The sequence below is a fragment of the Aurantiacibacter sediminis genome, from assembly GCF_016019885.1.
Lineage (GTDB): Bacteria > Pseudomonadota > Alphaproteobacteria > Sphingomonadales > Sphingomonadaceae > Alteraurantiacibacter > Alteraurantiacibacter sediminis.
This window is the reverse complement of sequence record NZ_JAEANY010000001.1, coordinates 248,723-262,763: the sequence shown is the minus strand read 5'-3', so window position 1 is coordinate 262,763 and position 14,041 is coordinate 248,723. Positions and strand designations below refer to the sequence as shown.

The window sequence follows — 14,041 nt, the reverse complement described above, 5'->3', positions numbered from 1 at the left end:
ATACTAACGTCCCGGCATGCTCATGCCGCTCGGCATGCGCAATTGTCCGGGCACCATGCGTCCGCGCACATTGCCGGTGAGAGTGAAGGTACGCGCTTCCATGTCGGCCTGCATCGAGTCTGCCTGGAACGTGCCTGCCGGTATCTCGCCACGTATCCCGCCTTCGCCCATCAGCGTGCGGGTGAGAAGGTTGATCGTCACATTGCTGGCGGTGAATTCATAGCCGTCGGATGCGGTGAAACGGACAGTGCCGGGAATGCCCACCTGCTCGTCATCAATGTCATAGGTGCCTTCGGGCGCGCTCAGCACGGCGGGGCCTTCGGGCAGCAGGAGGCGCGCCGTCAGATCGCGCATTTCGACCAGTGGCACCGAATTGCTTTGCTGCACGGCGGAGCCTGCGATCAGCGAGAATGGGCGGCCTTCGCCGTCCTCTCCGCGGTACATTGCATTGTCGACGCGCAGCCGGTCTTCGGCGATAGCCACCTTGTTGCGATCGAGCAGGAAGCTCACTTCGCCGCGCGGCCCCAGCGGCGTGATCAGCATCAGCGCCGCCACGACGCCGACCAATGCGGGCAAACCGACCGCCAGCAGGCGCACGACCTTGTCGAGCGAGCTGCCCGGGGCGGCGAAAGCCTGGCGCTTTGAGCGCATACGGTCGGCGGCGATGGTCATCGTGTGTTTCTAACGCCAAAGGCTGGCGATTTGCTCCTTACGCGTGGCTGAAGATGTCGTGTTCTGCCCAGCCGGCAATGTCGAGCCGGGCGCGGGTGGGCAGAAAGTCGAAACAGGCCTGCGCCATTGCGGTGCGTCCTTCGCGCTCAAGCCGCTCGATGAAGACCTCGCGCATGCGGTGGAGGTAGCGCACATCGGACGCGGCATATTCGCGCTGCGCATCGTTGAGTTCCGCCGCACCCCAGTCACTCGACTGCTGCTGCTTGGAGATCGACTCGCCCAGCAGTTCATCGACAAGGATCTTGAGGCCATGGCGATCGGTATAGGTGCGGGTCAGCTTGCTGGCGATCTTGGTGCAGAAGACAGGGCCTGCTTCCACGCCCAGATAGTGCTCGATGGCGGCAAGGTCGAAACGCGCGAAATGGTAGATCTTGATCCGATCCGGATCGGCAAGCACCGCCTTTAGGTTCGGCGCATCGAAGGTGCTGTCCTTGGCAAAGCGCACCAGATGCTCATCGCCCTGGCCATCGCTGATCTGGACGACGCACAGCCGGTCGCGCGGCGTCACCAGCCCCATGGTTTCGGTATCGACGGCAACGGGGCCATCGGCGAGCACGCCTGCGGGCAGGTCTTCTTCATGAAAGTGTACAGTCATCGCTGCCGCCTTAGTCGCAATGGGGATAGGAGGGAAGGGCGGACTGGCCCTGCGATCCCGGCGCCCCTATCCGTTCGTCCTGAGCCTGTCGCAGGGCGATGAGAGGTTGATCCATGTCCGATGCCATTCCCGATAGCTGGAAGCCGGTCCTCGAACCTGCACTCGCCGCGCCTGAAGCGCGCAAGCTGGGTGGCTGGCTGCGCGCGGAGGAGGATGCGGGCAAGCGTATCTACCCGCCGCGCGGGTGCCGACTGCGCGCGCTGGAGCTGACGCCGCTGGACAGCGTAAAAGTCGTGATCCTGGGGCAGGATCCGTACCACGGGTCGGGGCAGGCGCATGGCCTGTGCTTCTCGGTGCAGGACGGCGTCAAAGTGCCGCCATCGCTGGTCAACATCTTCAAGGAGCTGGAGAGCGATATCGGCATTGCGCGTCCCACCCATGGGAACCTTGAAAGCTGGGCGCAGCAGGGCGTGCTGCTGCTCAACAACACGCTGACGGTGGAGGAAGCCAGGGCGGGCAGCCATGCGGGTAAGGGCTGGGACGCGATTACCGATGCCTGCGTGGCGGCAGTGGCCGAGCGCGATGCTCCGTGCGTTTTCATCCTCTGGGGCAGCCATGCGCAGGCCAAGGCAAAGCGCATTCCGGCATTGGGCGCGAGCGATCGGCATCTGCTCATCACCAGCCCGCACCCCAGCCCGCTGTCCGCCCATCGCGGCTTCCTTGGCAGTAAGCCCTTCAGCCGGACGAACGCCTTTCTGGAAGCGCAGGGGTGTGAGCCTGTCGACTGGTCGCTTTGATCCGATTCGATCGCCGAAGGGTGTGACAGGTGTGACAGTGTCCTGAGGCAAAATCTCCGGGGCAGGTTTTGCGCCTGCAAAATGCTGTACCGGAAAGAAAATTTGCACTGCGCCGACCATGGGCGGGGTTTTGACAAACGCGCAGTTTGTAGGAAAGCTGTCTCGCATGACAGAGGATGACGCGCGCAAGGCTCTCACCGCCCGACTGGAAGAGCTGGACCGGCTCGATGCGTTGAGCGCGGAGGGCCGCGAGCCTGTCACTCTGCAACAGGACAGTGTCGGCCGCCTCTCTCGTATGGACGCAATGCAACAGCAGGCGATGGCGCAGGCCGAGGAGCGACGCCGCGGCGCAGAACGCGCGCGGATCAGGGCTGCCTTTGCGCGGCTCGACGAAGGCGAATGGGGCTATTGCGCAAAATGCGGCGAAGAGATCGCTGCGGGGCGGCTTAAGAATGATCCAAGTGTGGCGCGCTGCGTGGGGTGTGCAGGGTAAAAAATTTGCCGAAATGTCATTGCCTTGACTCGCGGAAGGGTCGATTGCAGTTTGCGCGAGAAGGGGAAAGGTCATGCTTGGCGAAGGATTCGTCCATGCCGTATTGGACAGCACTGACAGCCTGATTTTTGTCAAAGACCGCGAATCCCGCGTCGTCTATGCCAATGACGCGTTTCTCGCCCTCTATTCGCCGGAAGAACGCAAGCACGTGATCGGCGCGACGACAGCCGAGAATTTTGCCGAAGATGAGGCTACGCTTTTCCTTGAGGAGGACCGCAAGGCATTTGCCAGCGGCCAATCCGAAATCGTCGAAGAGATCACCGATTGGGAGGGTGAAACGCGGATCCTCAGCACGCGCAAGACGGTCTATACGACAGAGGGTGGCGAGGAATTGCTGCTGGCGATTGCCAAGGACATTACCGCGCTAAAGAATCGCGAGCACGCGCTGACCCGCGCCAACCGGCAATTGCGTGAATATGCCCATTCGGTGGCGCATGATTTGCGCAGCCCGATTGCAGCGATCATCAGCGGTGTGAGCATTATTGAGCGGGACAAGAATTCAAGCCTGAGCGAACGCGCCACACTAGTCAGTAAGGCCGTCAAGGAAAGCGCGCATGGCCTTGCCAATCACCTTACGGCCATGCTGGAGGCTGCGAAATCAGACCAACTCGGCCTGACTTTCAAGCGAACCGATCTCAACCTTGTGCTGGAGGAAGTTCGCTTCAATTTGTCCGCGCTGCTGATCAGTCATGGGGCAAAAATTCTTTCTCCGCGCTTGCCGGTAGTCGTCGTCGAGCCGACTCTGTTTCGACAGATGATGCAAAGCCTGATTGAAAATGCCGTGCGCCATGCGGGGGTCGAAAAACCGGTGGTCAAACTGACCGTCAGGCGCGACGGCGGGGAATATGAGTTTGGCTTTTGCGACAATGGCCCCGGCATTCCCAAGGAGAAGCGCCATTTGGCGATGAAGCCGTTTTCCAAACCGGAAGACGGGCATGTCGGCGAAGGCTATGGCCTTGGACTGATGCAATGCCAGCGCATTGCCCAACTCCACGAAGGATTCCTCGAAATCCCGGAGGAGAAAACAGCCGCCGACGATCCGACAATCGTCGCGCGTATCTCTGCCGAGCTGCAAGCGCGCTGAAGCCGGGTTGCACCGGGCAGATCGTCCGGCGAGCTCCCCTCCCGCGATTGAGAGAAACGCAAGCAATTCGCGCTAAACCCGTGCCATGACGAGGAGTGCGGAGAGATTTCACACGCTTGATGCGATGCGCGGGATCGCGGCTCTGGCTGTGGTGTTTTACCATGCCGGGCGGTTGGTGCCGCGCGGATACCTCGCCGTTGATCTGTTCTTCGCGCTCAGCGGATTTGTGCTGTTTCACGCCTATGCCCACCGCATGCAAGCAGGGCCTTTCCTGATCGAACGGCTTATCCGGCTTGGGCCCATGATGGTGATCGGGGCCGCGATCGGTCTGGCGATCAATGGCGGTTCTGCCGGGACATTGCTGATGATTCCTACAGGCAGGACCTTTCTCTATCCCGCTAATATTCCGCTCTGGTCGCTCCTGTTTGAATTCATCGCGGGGGCTGCATTTGCCCTCCTGCTCGGCTTTGGTCGGCGCGCATGGGTGGCAGCTCTGCTGATAGGCTTGGTCGGCGTCGTCATAGGCATCGAAGTGCGCGGTAGTGCCGACCTGGGCTTCCGATGGGATACATTCGGCTATGGCCTCGCGCGCACGGCGTTCAGTTTCTGCATCGGCATTGCGATCTACCGGATCGTGACTCTGAACCGCATGCGCCTCGGCTGGCCGTGGGGAATGCTCGCCCTGCTCCTGCCTTTCACCGTCATGATGATGCCGCAGGATGGCAATGTGCTGGTCGACTATGCTGCCCTGATGGTGGTGATGCCGCTCGCCTTGTGGCTGGGCGCGGTGAGCCAGTTTCCGAGCGCGAAAGTGGCCGCGTGGCTGGGTATTCCGTCCTATGCGCTTTATGCTGTCCACCACCCGCTAGTGAAAATGGATCTCTCCGCCTGGCTGACCATTCCTGCGGCAGTCCTGCTGGCGATAGTGCTGGGTTTTTTGGTCGAGCCGCGATGCCGCGCCGCCTTGCAGCCCATGCAACAACGCTTCACAAATGCTCACTTTCGCGCCTCTGTGAAAGGCCTATGATGGCGCCATGGCACGCGCCCTGATCGCTCGCATTCCGCGCAATATCGCGGTGATTATCGCCACTATTGCTGCTGTGGGTCTCGCGCGGCTGATGACCTATACGGATTGGGCTGCGGCGAATGTTACAATTGCAGCGCTGCTCTTCGCTTGGATCGTCGTCGACTCGCTCTGTCTTTCGACTATCGCCAAAGCGCAGGATCGCAGGCCCGCTGCCTTCGCAATGCTCAGTGCGGCCGCGATCGGGGCGCTGATCGTGCTGCTAGGCGGCGCGCCTGCGGTGCGCGAACGCATCCTCGCCATGCCGCCACTGCTTGCAGCGCTGGCGGGCACTATCGCCCTCTGGGCTGTGTGGTCGGGTGTGAAGCTGCTCGCCGCGCGGCGTGTTGGCGTAGAGTGGGAAGCGGCGCTGGGCAGCGTCCTGCCGCCGCCAATGGTCAAAATGTGGGCTACCGAACTACGCATGATGCACCTCGCGCTGTTCGTCTGGCGGCGTGCCCCCGATGTGCCTGAAGGCGCGAAGGGCTTCGCCTATCACCGCTATCTCGCACCCATGCTGGTGACGCTAATTGCCTTGCAGGTGATCGAACTGGGTGTCGTGCATTTGCTGCTGATGCTGTGGAATCCGGTTGTCGCATGGATCGCTTTCGCGCTAACGCTGGCAGGATTGCTCTGGTTCGTCGCGCTCACCAAGAGCCTGCGGCTGATGCCGGTGCTGGTGGGTCCGGACTATGTCCGCATTCGCGCGGGCGCTCCGCTCGATTTTACTGTGCCGCTGGATAAGATTGCCGCAGTGGGAGAGGCGTTCGATGCCGAAACGCTCAAGGCCAAATCGACCATCGACACTACGATCCTTAGCGCGTCCAACATGACACTCCGCCTGGGGGAGCCGGTCGAAGTCCCGGGCCTGTTCGGTAAAACAAAGCTGATCACTCACATCGCCCTGCGCCTCGATGAACCTGCCGCCTTTCGTGCGGCGCTGGCTGAGGCGCGCGCGGACTAGCGCGGCAGCTCGGTGACGCCCATCAGCGCTTCATCCACGCTGGCGGCGCATTGGCGGCCTTCGCGGATGGCCCATACGACGAGGCTCTGGCCCCGGCGCATGTCTCCGCAAGCGTAAATCTGCTCGTCCGAGGTGCGGTAATCCTGCTCGTTCGCATCGACATTGCCGCGCTGGGTGACCTCGACTCCGGCCTGGTCGAGCATTCCGCGCCGCACCGGGCCGAGGAATCCCATTGCGAGCAGGATGAGATCTGCCTTCAGCGTGAATTCGCTGTTCGGCACTTCCTTCAGCTGCCCTTCGGACCAGTCCGCGCGAACGCATTTGAGGCCGGTGACCTTCCCATCCTCGCCGATCACTTCCTTCGTCAGTACCGCCCAGTCTCGCTCCACGCCCTCTTCATGGCTGGAGGATGTGCGCAGCTTCATCGGCCAGTCTGGCCAGGTGAGCAGCTTGTTCTCTTTCTCAGGCGGCTGCGGCATGATCTCGATCTGGGTGACCGAAGCCGCGCCCTGCCGGTTGCTGGTGCCCACGCAATCGCTGCCGGTGTCACCGCCGCCGATCACGATAACATGCTTGCCCGTGGCGGTCAGCGAGCCGCGCGGGGCGGCGCGGGTTTCATCATCGCCTGCATTGCGTTTGTTCTGCTGGGTAAGGAATTCCATCGCCAAGCGAACGCCAGCCATTTCCGCGCCCGGTATCTCGAGCTGGCGCGGATGTTCCGCCCCACCGGACAGCACGATCGCGTCGAAATTTTCCTTCAGCGATTTCATCGACACATCGACGCCGACTTCGGTGCTGGTGCGGAAGGTCACGCCTTCGGCTTCCATCTGCACCGCGCGGCGATTGATCAGCGTCTTCTCCATCTTGAAGTCGGGAATGCCGTAGCGCAGCAGCCCGCCCACGCGGTCGCTCTTTTCGAACACCGTCACCGAATGTCCGGCGCGGGCAAGCTGCTGGGCGCAGGCCATGCCGGCGGGGCCCGAGCCGACCACGGCGACGCTCTTGCCCGTCTGCTTCTTCGGCGGCTGCGGCTTCACCCAGCCTTCCTTCCAGCCGCGATCGATAATGGCGCATTCGATGCTCTTGATCGTCACCGGCTGGTCCGTGATATTGAGCGTGCAGCTCGCCTCGCACGGAGCGGGGCAGATGCGGCCGGTGAATTCCGGGAAGTTGTTGGTCGAATGCAGCACTTCCAGTGCATTCTGCCAGTCGCCTTCGTAGACGAGGTGGTTCCAGTCCGGGATGATGTTGTTCACCGGGCAACCGTTGTGACAATAGGGGATGCCGCAATTCATACACCGGCTGGCCTGTTTCTGCAGCGCCGGCTCGTCATGCGGAATGACGAATTCCTTGTAATGCTTCAGCCGCTCCTTGGGATCGGCATAGGTGCGATCTTCACGGTCGACTTCGAGAAAGCCTGTCTCTTTTCCCATTATTCTGACCCTTATTCCGCCGCTTCCATGGCGGCTTCATCGCGCTCAGCCTCAAGCTGCTTCAGAGCGCGCGCATAATCCTTCGGCATGACCTTAACGAATTTGCCCAGCGTGTTTTCCCAGTCGCCCAGCATTTCCGCCGCGCGGGCAGAGCCGGTGTGCAGCTTATGCCGTTCCAGCAGGATCTTCAGCCGCGCGGCATCGTGATAGAGCGGATCGCCCATGCCGAGATCGTCGACGGTGGAGGGGCGCTGCTGTGGCAGGCCCATACCGTCTGAATCGTCTGCCATGGGATCAATCTTTTGCAGCTCGATCTGCGCCATGTTGCAGCGTTCGTGGAACGTGCCCTTGGGATCGTAAACATAGGCAACGCCGCCGCTCATTCCGGCAGCGAAATTGCGGCCCGTACGGCCGAGCACGGCGACAACGCCGCCGGTCATGTATTCGCAGCCATGATCGCCCGTGCCTTCAACCACGGCGACCGCGCCCGAATTGCGCACGGCAAAGCGTTCTCCCGCCACGCCGCAGAAATAGGCCTCGCCCGAAATCGCGCCGTAGAGGCAGGTATTGCCGACGATAATGTTCTTGCGCGGATCGCGGTCCACGCCATCGGGCTGTCGCACGATCACGCGGCCACCGGACAAGCCCTTGCCAACGTAGTCATTGGCATCGCCCACCAGATCCAGCGTCACGCCATGCGCCAGCCATGCGGCAAAGCTCTGCCCCGCCGTGCCGGTCAAGTTCACGCGGACGGTATCGACCGGAAGGCCTGCGTGGCCATGTTGCTTGGCGATTTCGCCCGACAGCATTGTGCCGACGGTGCGGTTAACATTGCGGATCTCGCGCTCCACCTGCACGCTTTCACCGCGCTCCAGCGCCGGCGCGCAGGCAGTGATAAGCTCATTGTCGAGCGCGTTTTCAAGGCCGTGATCCTGCGTTTCGGTGTGGAACAGCTCCTTGCCTTCGGGCGGCTCGACCGTGTGCAGCAGGCGGGAAAGGTCCACCCCGTCCGCCTTCCAGTGGTGGATGGCGCGGTTCATGTCGATCCGGTCCACCCGGCCGATCATTTCCTCCACCGTGCGAAAGCCCATTTCGGCCATGATCTCGCGCAGCTCTTCGGCGATGAAGAAGAAGTAATTGATCACATGCTCGGGCGTGCCGACGAAGCGCTTGCGCAGCTCAGGGTTCTGCGTGGCAACGCCCACGGGGCAGGTGTTGAGGTGGCACTTGCGCATCATGATGCAGCCCGCCGCGATCAGCGGAGCGGTGGCAAAGCCGAATTCGTCCGCGCCCAGCAATGCGCCGATCGCCACATCGCGCCCGGTGCGCAGCCCGCCATCCACCTGCACCGCGATGCGGCTGCGCAGATTGTTGAGGAGCAGCGTCTGCTGCGTTTCGGCGAGGCCGATTTCCCACGGGCTTCCTGCATGGGTCAGGCTGGTGAGCGGCGATGCGCCCGTGCCGCCTTCATAGCCCGAAATGGTCACATGGTCGGCACGCGCCTTGGAAACGCCTGCGGCCACCGTGCCCACACCCACTTCGGATACGAGCTTGACCGAAATGCGCGCGGCCGGGTTCACATTCTTCAGATCGTGGATCAGCTGCGCGAGGTCTTCGATCGAGTAAATATCGTGATGCGGCGGCGGGGAGATCAGGCCCACGCCCGGCGTCGAATGGCGCACCTTGCCGATGCGCTTGTCCACCTTGTGGCCGGGCAGCTGGCCGCCTTCGCCGGGCTTTGCGCCCTGCGCCATTTTGATCTGGATATCGTCGGAATTGGCGAGATATTCGGTCGTTACGCCGAACCGGCCCGATGCGACCTGCTTGATCCGGCTGCGCATGGAATCGCCATTGTCCATCGGCTTGAAGCGGAACGGCTCTTCCCCGCCTTCGCCGGTGTTGGAGCGGCCGCCGATGCGGTTCATCGCAATCGCCATGGTCGAATGGGCTTCATGGCTGATCGAGCCAAGGCTCATCGCGCCGGTGCTGAAGCGCTTGACGATATCTTCCGCGCTCTCGACCTCTTCGAGCGGGATCGATTGATCCGCCTTTTTCAGTTCCATCAGGCCGCGAATGGTCAGCAGGCGCTCTGCCTGTTCGTTCACCGATTTGGCAAAAGCCCTGTAGCGATCCTGCGCATTCTGCCCCGGCTCGCTGCGAACGGCGTGCTGCAGGTCGGCGATATTGGCAGGCGTCCAGGCATGCTCTTCGCCGCGCAGGCGATATTGGTAGATGCCGCCTACATCGAGCATGTTTGTGTAGATCGGATTGTCGCCATAGGCCTCTGCATGGCGGCGTACGGTTTCCTGGGCGACTTCCTTGAGGCCGACGCCTTCGATGGTTGTGGCGGTGCGGGTGAAGAAGCGCTCGACGAATTCGGAGGACAGGCCCACCGCATCGAAGATCTGCGCCCCGCAATAAGATTGATAGGTGGATATGCCCATTTTGGACATCACTTTCATGATGCCCTTGCCCACCGCCTTCTGGTAGTTTTTCTCAACCTCTTTCGTGGTCAATTCAGGCGCCTTGCGCTGGCGGATATCCTCCAGCGTTTCGAAAGCGAGGTACGGGTTGATCGCCTCCGCTCCGTAACCTGCCAGCACACAAAAATGATGCACTTCGCGCGCTTCGCCGGTCTCGACGACGATGCCGGTCTGCATGCGCAGGCCCTGCCGGGTCAGCTGGTGGTGCACGGCAGCCGTGGCGAGAAGGGCGGGCATGGGAATGCGGTCCGGCCCCTGTGCACGGTCGGACAGGATCAGGATGTTCTTGTCTTGCAGCACCGCTTCGGTAGCCGCCCAGCACATTTCCTTGATCGCCATTTCGAGGCCCTCTGCCCCGCTGTCCGCTTCCCAGGTGATGTCGATCGTTTCGGTGCGGAAGGCGCCGTCGAGCACGCTTTCGACCGAGCGGATTTTCTCCATCCCGCTATTGGTCAGGATCGGCTGGCTGATTTCGAGGCGCTTGTGAGTGCCGGCTTCCCGGCCAAGCAGGTTCGGGCGCGGGCCGACCATGGTCAGCAGGCTCATCACCAACTCTTCGCGGATCGGATCGATCGGCGGATTGGTGACCTGCGCGAAGTTCTGCTTGAAGTAATCGTAGAGCAGGCGGCTGCGCTTGGAGAGCACGGCAATGGGCGTATCGGTGCCCATCGATCCGATCGGATCGTCCCCCGCCACCGCCATCGGCTCGAGGAATCGCGAAATGTCTTCCTGCGTGTAGCCAAAGGCCTGCTGGCGATCGAGCAGGGAGACTTCGTGCTGCTGCACCGCCTCGTCATCGGTCTCGATCGCTTCGAGATCTTTCAGTTTGTATTGCGCAGCGTGCAGCCATTCCTCGTAAGGATGCGCATTGGCGAGCTCGTTCTTGAGCTCCTCGTCCTCGATAATGCGCCCTTCCTCAAGGTCGATGAGAAGCATGCGGCCCGGCTGCAGGCGCCATTTGCGGGTGATGTCCTCTTCCGCGAAAGGCAGCACGCCGCTTTCGGATGCGAGGCAGACGAGATCGTCCTTGGTCACGCAATAGCGCGCGGGGCGCAGGCCGTTGCGGTCGAGCGTCGCGGCGATCTGGCGGCCATCGGTAAAGGCGACCGAGGCGGGGCCATCCCATGGCTCCATCAGCGCGGCATGATATTCGTAGAAAGCCCGGCGCTTGGGATCCATGAGGTCGTTCTTGGCCCATGCCTCCGGGATCAGCATCATCATTGCATGGGCGAGGCTGTATCCGCCGAGCAGCAGCAGTTCGAGCGCATTGTCGAGGCACGCGGTGTCCGACTGGCCGTGCGGCACGATCGGCCACAGCTTATCGAGATCGGCGCCGAGCAGCTCGCTTTCCATCGTGCGGCGGCGGGCGTTCATCCAGTTCACATTGCCGCGAACCGTATTGATCTCGCCATTGTGGCAGATCAGACGGAAGGGCTGGGCCAGCCGCCAGCTGGGGAAAGTGTTGGTGGAAAAGCGCTGGTGCACGAGGCCGAGCGCGCTCTGGCAATCGGGATCGCGCAGATCGTCGTAGAAACTGCCGACCTGATTGGCGAGCAGCAGGCCCTTGTAAACGACCGTGCGGCTGGAAAAGCTGGGCATGTAGAGCTTGGTTAGGCCCGGCATGTCATGCTTTTCAGCGAGCTCTTTGAGCGGATTTTGCGTCTGCTTGCGAATGACGATCAGCTTGCGCTCAAACGCGTCTTGGTCGGCGCAATTTTCGCCGCGCGCGATGAAGCACTGGCGGATCACCGGCATGCTTTCCAGCACTGCCTTGCCAAGGCCGGTCTCGGTCGTCGGCACATCGCGCCAGCCGATCAGTTGCTGGCCTTCCTTGGCAATGAATTTCTCAAATTGCCCGGTGATGAACTCACGCGCCTCTGCGTCCTGCGGCATGAAGCACATGGCGACCGCGTAATCGCCCGGCTGGGGCAGTGTCAGGCCTTCGCTATCGGCCCAACGGCGATAGAGCTTGTCCGGAATCTGGATCAGGATACCGGCGCCATCGCCCAGCAGCGGATCTGCACCCACGGCACCGCGGTGATCGAGATTGGCGAGGATTTCCAGCGCCTGCGTAATAATGTCGTGCGATTTCGCGCCTTTGATGTGCGCGACGAAGCCCATGCCGCAATTGTCATGTTCGTTTACGCTGTCATACAGGCCCTGAGCTTGGGGAAAATCGGCACGATACTCGGTCAATTGCAATACTCTTCCATGTTGCGAGACGGATAGAGAGTGCTTCCGAAACCGGTTTCACCGGTAACGAATTGCGCTACTCCAGCACGCGGCTGCACGAATATGTCGTGAACCACCCCTATGGCGACATGAAAAGTCTTTTGCAAATTTTGTTGCAGCGCACAAGGGGGCAGAAGGGCGGTGCAAAGCTATGCACGCGCCTTGATACTGCTCAGAGGCTGACTGTGGCGAAAAGGCGCGCGAGGCGGTGTTCGCCGTGGGCGCTTACTTGCCCATCCGCTGCAAATTCATCAGCGCTTCGCGAAGGGCGCGCTCATTGTCGTCGTTCGAGGCAGCTTTGCGCGCCTGCGAGGCGGGTGCTGCGTTTGCGACAGGCTCTGACTGGCGCGTTTCCTGATGCGGGAAAACGACAGCCGGGCGCGGCGCGTCCGCAGCAGGCTCGGCATCTTCTATTCGGACAAATTCGGATGCATTCTGCTTGAACGGGTTGCTGACCGAAGACAGCGAGCCGTAGGCGGCGTCACGCGAATGGTCGGTGCTTTGTACCGCAGTATCGCTATCTTCACCGTCCGAAGTGTCGTCAGTTTCCGTGGCTGGCTGATGCAGACTTGGCGAGGGAGGAGGAATATCGAAAGCGGGGCGCGGCGTGGGCGTTGCCGTCTGCGGTTCCGGCGCTGTGACCTGCTGTTTGAGAGGAAGGCTGAAAGATGCGCCGATCTCGTCAAGGTCGTCGTCATCTTCATCCTCGACGTCTTCGCCGAGCCGCATATTGGCCGACAGGGGAGCATAGGCTTCGCCTGGAGCGGGTCTTGGAACGGTCGGATGTTCCGGGTCGCTGTCTGTAGGTTTGCTGAAATAGGCAGCCATGGCTTCGGCAGCATCTTCGGGCGGCGCGGCTTCGAATACTTGCGGAACCGCAGGAGCGCTTTCGGCGGGCTCTGCTTGCGGAGCAGCTTCGAACATTTGCGGGACGGGAGCGGGATCGTCCCCTACTTCATTGGAAGGGTCAAAGGCGGCATGCACAGGCGCTGTCGCCTCTGCGGCGCGCTTGGCAGACCATTCGCGGTGCTTTTCGAGCGTGTTGCCCAGTTTCTGGACGAGCTGGACAAGGCCGTCATTCTCGACGCTATCTTCGTCCGCTGTCGCATTTGCCTGATCTGGCTCAGCGTCTTCAGTGACGAAGGACGTTTCGGGATCGGAATCGAAAAACTGCTGGTCCGTCATGCTGTCCTCAAAACTTTCGTCGGTGTCGCCACTTTCTTCGACACTGCTTTCGTCAGCAGCATCCGGCTCATAAGCGGTCGGTAGATCAAACGGCCGCACGTCGTTCTCAACCTCGCCATCCTCTTCCAGCCGGGCCATTGATGGCGGGGAGAAATGCAGCGGCTCCGGCGCGGCTTCGTTCGACTCATCGACGAACCGCTCTGCAGGTTCCTCTTTGGGAGCGATAAATTCCTGCCGCTCCGGCCGGTGCTCCGACGCCTCGGCAGGGCCTGTCACTTCAACCTCTTCAAAGGCAGCATCGGCATCCAGATCGAGCAAATCATCCAGCAGGATGTCATGCCCTAATTCATCTGAACCGGGCAGCGGCGCAGCCATCAGGAATTCGCTTGGGCCCTCTACCTCCTGCATCGCCAGCGCACGGCGACGCTTCTTCGGTGCATCGCCTTGCACTTCCTGAATGGGCTCCACCTCGTCAGCGTCAGGCTCGATGCCGTCTTCCTCAAGGTCCATTTCGGCATTGAAAGGTTTGTGACCAGAGTCTTCGAGATCAAGATCCTCCAGCAGATCATCATCCATGTCATTGCTGGTTCGAGCGCGTGCGACGCGGCGCGCAGCGACAAGGCCGATCAGCGCGCCGAGAATTGTCGCCGCGAGAGCGATGGCAGCGCGGGCGGTAAAGCCGAGAGGCGGTGCGGCGGCGGGAATGAGCGAGGCTATGCCAGAAGCGCTGACGAGCCGTTCGATCAGCGCACCCGGCAGGATGAGGCTGCCGAGGCCGAGCAGCGCAGCAAACCACAGTGCGACCACCGCCGGAAAAGCGGGATGCGCACTGACCGGCGGCCTGCTGCCTCCGCGTGACGTATGCTTCTGTTCGATCGGCATGGATGCCATGAGAAATCCTATCGTCGCGCCCGGCCGCA

The 14,041-nt window shown here is 61.6% G+C and carries 10 protein-coding genes; 5 read left to right on the top strand and 5 right to left on the bottom strand.

Annotated elements, in window-relative coordinates; genetic code table 11:
- Nucleotides 1-3: 3 nt before the first annotated feature.
- Nucleotides 4-672 (bottom strand): LPS export ABC transporter periplasmic protein LptC, encoded by a 669-nt coding sequence (gene lptC, locus I5L03_RS01375; protein ID WP_197919914.1) that lies wholly within the window; start codon nucleotides 670-672, stop codon nucleotides 4-6.
- Nucleotides 673-709: 37 nt separating this feature from the next.
- Nucleotides 710-1,327 carry a ribonuclease D gene (locus I5L03_RS01370; protein WP_197919913.1) on the bottom strand — a complete coding sequence of 206 codons (618 nt, stop codon included), beginning with the start codon at nucleotides 1,325-1,327 and terminating at the stop codon, nucleotides 710-712.
- Nucleotides 1,328-1,440: 113 nt separating this feature from the next.
- Here I5L03_RS01370 and ung point away from each other — a divergent pair, with 113 nt between their 5' ends.
- The 5 genes from ung to I5L03_RS01345 all read left to right on the top strand — a co-directional run bounded on the left by ung (nucleotide 1,441) and on the right by I5L03_RS01345 (nucleotide 5,788).
- Complete coding sequence (ung, locus tag I5L03_RS01365) at nucleotides 1,441-2,124, top strand: uracil-DNA glycosylase (protein ID WP_197919912.1); 684 nt, start codon at nucleotides 1,441-1,443, stop codon at nucleotides 2,122-2,124.
- A gap of 166 nt (nucleotides 2,125-2,290) precedes the next feature.
- The gene (locus I5L03_RS01360; protein WP_197919911.1) at nucleotides 2,291-2,617 is read left to right on the top strand and encodes a TraR/DksA C4-type zinc finger protein; all 327 of its coding nucleotides are present in this window, start codon (nucleotides 2,291-2,293) and stop codon (nucleotides 2,615-2,617) included.
- 73 nt (nucleotides 2,618-2,690) lie between these two features.
- Nucleotides 2,691-3,761, top strand: a complete 1,071-nt coding sequence (locus I5L03_RS01355; protein WP_197919910.1) for a sensor histidine kinase — start codon at nucleotides 2,691-2,693, stop codon at nucleotides 3,759-3,761.
- 85 nt (nucleotides 3,762-3,846) lie between these two features.
- Nucleotides 3,847-4,788, top strand: coding sequence for an acyltransferase family protein (locus I5L03_RS01350; protein ID WP_197919909.1), 942 nt, complete (start codon nucleotides 3,847-3,849; stop codon nucleotides 4,786-4,788).
- Between the two features lie 7 nt (nucleotides 4,789-4,795).
- Complete coding sequence (locus I5L03_RS01345; RefSeq protein WP_197919908.1) at nucleotides 4,796-5,788, top strand: hypothetical protein; 993 nt, start codon at nucleotides 4,796-4,798, stop codon at nucleotides 5,786-5,788.
- Here I5L03_RS01345 and I5L03_RS01340 read toward each other — a convergent pair.
- The 3 genes from I5L03_RS01340 to I5L03_RS01330 all read right to left on the bottom strand — a co-directional run bounded on the left by I5L03_RS01340 (nucleotide 5,785) and on the right by I5L03_RS01330 (nucleotide 14,012).
- Nucleotides 5,785-7,221, bottom strand: a complete 1,437-nt coding sequence (locus I5L03_RS01340) for a glutamate synthase subunit beta (protein ID WP_197919907.1) — start codon at nucleotides 7,219-7,221, stop codon at nucleotides 5,785-5,787. The genes I5L03_RS01345 and I5L03_RS01340 overlap by 4 nt on opposite strands.
- A gap of 11 nt (nucleotides 7,222-7,232) precedes the next feature.
- A complete protein-coding gene (gene gltB / locus I5L03_RS01335; RefSeq protein ID WP_234035048.1) occupies nucleotides 7,233-11,825 on the bottom strand; it encodes a glutamate synthase large subunit in 4,593 nt (1,530 codons plus the stop codon).
- A 336-nt stretch (nucleotides 11,826-12,161) separates the two neighbouring features.
- On the bottom strand, nucleotides 12,162-14,012 hold the full coding sequence (locus I5L03_RS01330; protein WP_197919905.1) for a hypothetical protein: 1,851 nt from the start codon (nucleotides 14,010-14,012) through the stop codon (nucleotides 12,162-12,164).
- Nucleotides 14,013-14,041: the final 29 nt, after the last annotated feature.

What these genes read in the sequence shown, in the direction of transcription:
- lptC (WP_197919914.1), bottom strand. Translation starts at nt 672, where the DNA reads ATGACCATCGCCGCCGACCGTATGCGCTCAAAGCGCCAGGCTTTCGCC.
- I5L03_RS01370 (WP_197919913.1), bottom strand. Translation starts at nt 1,327, where the DNA reads ATGACTGTACACTTTCATGAAGAAGACCTGCCCGCAGGCGTGCTCGCC.
- ung (WP_197919912.1), top strand. Translation starts at nt 1,441, where the DNA reads ATGTCCGATGCCATTCCCGATAGCTGGAAGCCGGTCCTCGAACCTGCA.
- I5L03_RS01360 (WP_197919911.1), top strand. Translation starts at nt 2,291, where the DNA reads ATGACAGAGGATGACGCGCGCAAGGCTCTCACCGCCCGACTGGAAGAG.
- I5L03_RS01355 (WP_197919910.1), top strand. Translation starts at nt 2,691, where the DNA reads ATGCTTGGCGAAGGATTCGTCCATGCCGTATTGGACAGCACTGACAGC.
- I5L03_RS01350 (WP_197919909.1), top strand. Translation starts at nt 3,847, where the DNA reads ATGACGAGGAGTGCGGAGAGATTTCACACGCTTGATGCGATGCGCGGG.
- I5L03_RS01345 (WP_197919908.1), top strand. Translation starts at nt 4,796, where the DNA reads ATGGCACGCGCCCTGATCGCTCGCATTCCGCGCAATATCGCGGTGATT.
- I5L03_RS01340 (WP_197919907.1), bottom strand. Translation starts at nt 7,221, where the DNA reads ATGGGAAAAGAGACAGGCTTTCTCGAAGTCGACCGTGAAGATCGCACC.
- gltB (WP_234035048.1), bottom strand. Translation starts at nt 11,825, where the DNA reads ATGGGCTTCGTCGCGCACATCAAAGGCGCGAAATCGCACGACATTATT.
- I5L03_RS01330 (WP_197919905.1), bottom strand. Translation starts at nt 14,012, where the DNA reads ATGGCATCCATGCCGATCGAACAGAAGCATACGTCACGCGGAGGCAGC.